The organism is Acidovorax facilis (assembly GCF_023913775.1).
Lineage (GTDB): Bacteria > Pseudomonadota > Gammaproteobacteria > Burkholderiales > Burkholderiaceae_C > Acidovorax > Acidovorax facilis.
The window spans coordinates 38,206-40,863 of the sequence record NZ_JAMXAX010000038.1; the positions used below are offsets into that span (position 1 = coordinate 38,206).

General features: G+C 57.9%; 2 protein-coding genes. Both read right to left on the reverse strand.

Translation table 11 applies throughout. The features are described from left to right. Positions 1-1,150: nickel-dependent hydrogenase large subunit (locus NFX52_RS13040; RefSeq protein WP_252635670.1), on the reverse strand; the 1,150-nt coding region annotated here is incomplete at its 3' end. A 32-nt stretch (positions 1,151-1,182) separates the two neighbouring features. After that, on the reverse strand, positions 1,183-2,271 hold the full coding sequence (locus NFX52_RS13045; protein ID WP_055394211.1) for a hydrogenase small subunit: 1,089 nt from the start codon (positions 2,269-2,271) through the stop codon (positions 1,183-1,185). Positions 2,272-2,658: the final 387 nt, after the last annotated feature.

Genomic DNA, 2,658 nt, shown 5'->3' on the forward strand with positions numbered 1-2,658 from the left:
CGCCCTTGAAGTTCGGGCCTTCGGGGTGATAGTTGGCTTCAGTTACACCGTCCCATGGGTGCAAGCCCTTGCTTTCGTCGGCGTACTTGTACCAGCTGTGGTTTACAAATTCCTGCACCTGTTCGGGGTCGCGCGGGTCAATCGGCAGGATTTCATTCCAGTTGCCGTTGAGAATCACGCCACCAGGTAGCTGATGGGTACTGGTGTCGTAAGGGATTTTCTCGTAGGTGCCATAGTCGGCCACATTGGTCGCCGATAGGCCACCGCCGTAGAGCCAGCCGTGCTGCTTATAGATGGTGCCGATGGCCAGAACGTCAGGCACGTACACATTGTTATTGAATTCGATCATCTCCTGGATGCGTGCCTGCACAAAGTTAAGCCGCTCCATATTGATCGGTGCGCCTGCCGCGCCATTGCCATCGATGTTGATAGCGCAAGGCACACCACCCACCAAGTAGTTGGGATGCGGGTTTTTGCCCCCAAAGATGGTGTGTACTTTGACCCATTCCTTTTGTAGATCAAGCGCCTCGAGGTAATGGGTAACAGCCATTAGGTTTGCTTCGGGCGGCAACACATAGGCCTTGCTGCCCCAATAGCCGTTGGCAAACGGCCCAAGTTGTCCGCTTTCGACAAACTTCTTTAAACGGTTCTGTACGTCGCGGAAATAGCCAGGCGAGGAAAGCGGGTGACTGGGCGAGACCATCTGCTGCAACTCGCTTGTTTTCTTTGGGTCGGCTTGCAAGCAGGACACGACGTCCACCCAGTCGAGTGCATGCAGGTGGTAGAAGTGCACCGCGTGGTCGTGCACCTGCAAGGTCTTGGCCATGATCTCGCGTATGAGGTGGGCGTTGTGCGGAATCTTGATGTGCAGCGCGTCTTCCACTGCGCGCACGCTAGCCAGCGCGTGGCAACCGGTGCAGACGCCACAGATACGCTCGACGAAAGCCCAGGCATCGCGCGGATCGCGCCCCTTGAGAATTACCTCCAGCCCACGCCACATGGTGCCGGTAGAAACTGCGTTGCGAATTATGTTGTTGCTGTCGAGATTGACCTCGCAGCGCATGTGACCCTCGATGCGGGTGACCGGATCGACGACGATGCGACGCCCGGTGTTGTCCATCGTAAAGCCCTGAGTTTGGTATGCACCCATGATCTTGTCCTCGTGTTGCGCCAGGCTGTGCTTCAGGCGGGGGTTTGGGTATTGGCTTTATCTTTGGACTTGTCGCGGACCCGCTTAGCCACCGAGACCGCTGCGTGAGCCGCAACGGTGGCGCCAACGACGACTGCGGCCGTTCCTCCGATCTGGTCGGCCGTGCCTTCGACGCCAAACTGGTGAATGGTGGTGAGGCGGTCGTAAAACGATCCCTTGTCCCAGAAGCCGTCTTCGGAACAGCCGATACAGCCATGGCCGGACTTAATCGGGAAGCTCGTACCTTCGTTCCACATCACGGTGGAGCAAGCGTTGTAAGTGGTCGGGCCCTTGCAGCCGACCTTGTAGAGACAATAGCCCCTGCGTGCGAATTCGTCGTCAAAAGCTTCAACGAACTGCCCGGCGTCGAAGTGCGGGCGGCGGTAGCACTTGTCATGGATGCGCTGGCTGTAGAACATCTTCGGGCGGCCCTGACGGTCGAGTTCGGGGATGCGGTCGAACGTCAGCATGTAGGTGATCACGCCCGTCATCACCTCGGCAATAGGCGGGCAACCTGGCACCTTGATGATGGGCTTGTCCGTGATGACCTTGTGGATCGGGGTTGCTTGTGTGGGGTTGGGCTTGGCGGCTTGTACGCAACCCCACGAAGCGCATGAACCCCAGGCGATGATGGCCTTCGCATCCTTGGCCACATGCTTGAGCTTTTCTAAGAACGGCTTGCCCGATTGGATGCAAAACATGCCGTCTTCGTTCAGCGGCGGATTTCCCTCCACTGCGAGGATGTACTGACCCTTGTATTTGGTCATGATCTCCTCCAGGATGGCCTCAGCCTGATGGCCGGCGGCCGCCATCAGCGTGTCGTCGTAGTCCAGGGAGATCATGGAGAGCACCACGTCCTTGGCCAGTGGGTGAGCCGAACGAATGAAGGACTCGGTGCAGCAGGTGCACTCCAGACCATGCAGCCAGAGCACCGGCGTACGGGGTTTGTTTTCCATGGCGTGCGCAATCTGCGGCACAAAAGAGGGGGCCAGCCCCAACGAGGTGGCGGTGAGCGAGCAATACTTCAGGTAGCTGCGACGCGAAATGCCTTTGCGGCGCATGACCTCGTAAAACGTTTCCACTGTCTGTCTCCTCGTCGGGTGTTGTAGGTCAGGGCGCATCTGACGGTTTCATCGCCTGCCTATCAACTACGCAAAATGGATGCCAAAAAATCCGGTCATAGCGTAAGTACCTAGAGTGAACAGCCAGCCCACGGTGCGATAGGGACTTAGCGCCCATCGCCACTCCAGATGCCGAAGGCATGTCAGCGGAAACCGAACAGACACCTTGCACTGAGTCGACCAACATGGCAGGAGATATGCCGCCTTGGATAGAGCTGGCCCAAGCCTCACGGAGATGTCACGCCGCCGAAGTCACGATCTGAGCACTGAACCCACGGTCAAGGAAATCAACATGAGTCGGTCGAGAGAGTGTCCGCGCCGAAGTAAAAGTGAGCCACAGGGGGTGCG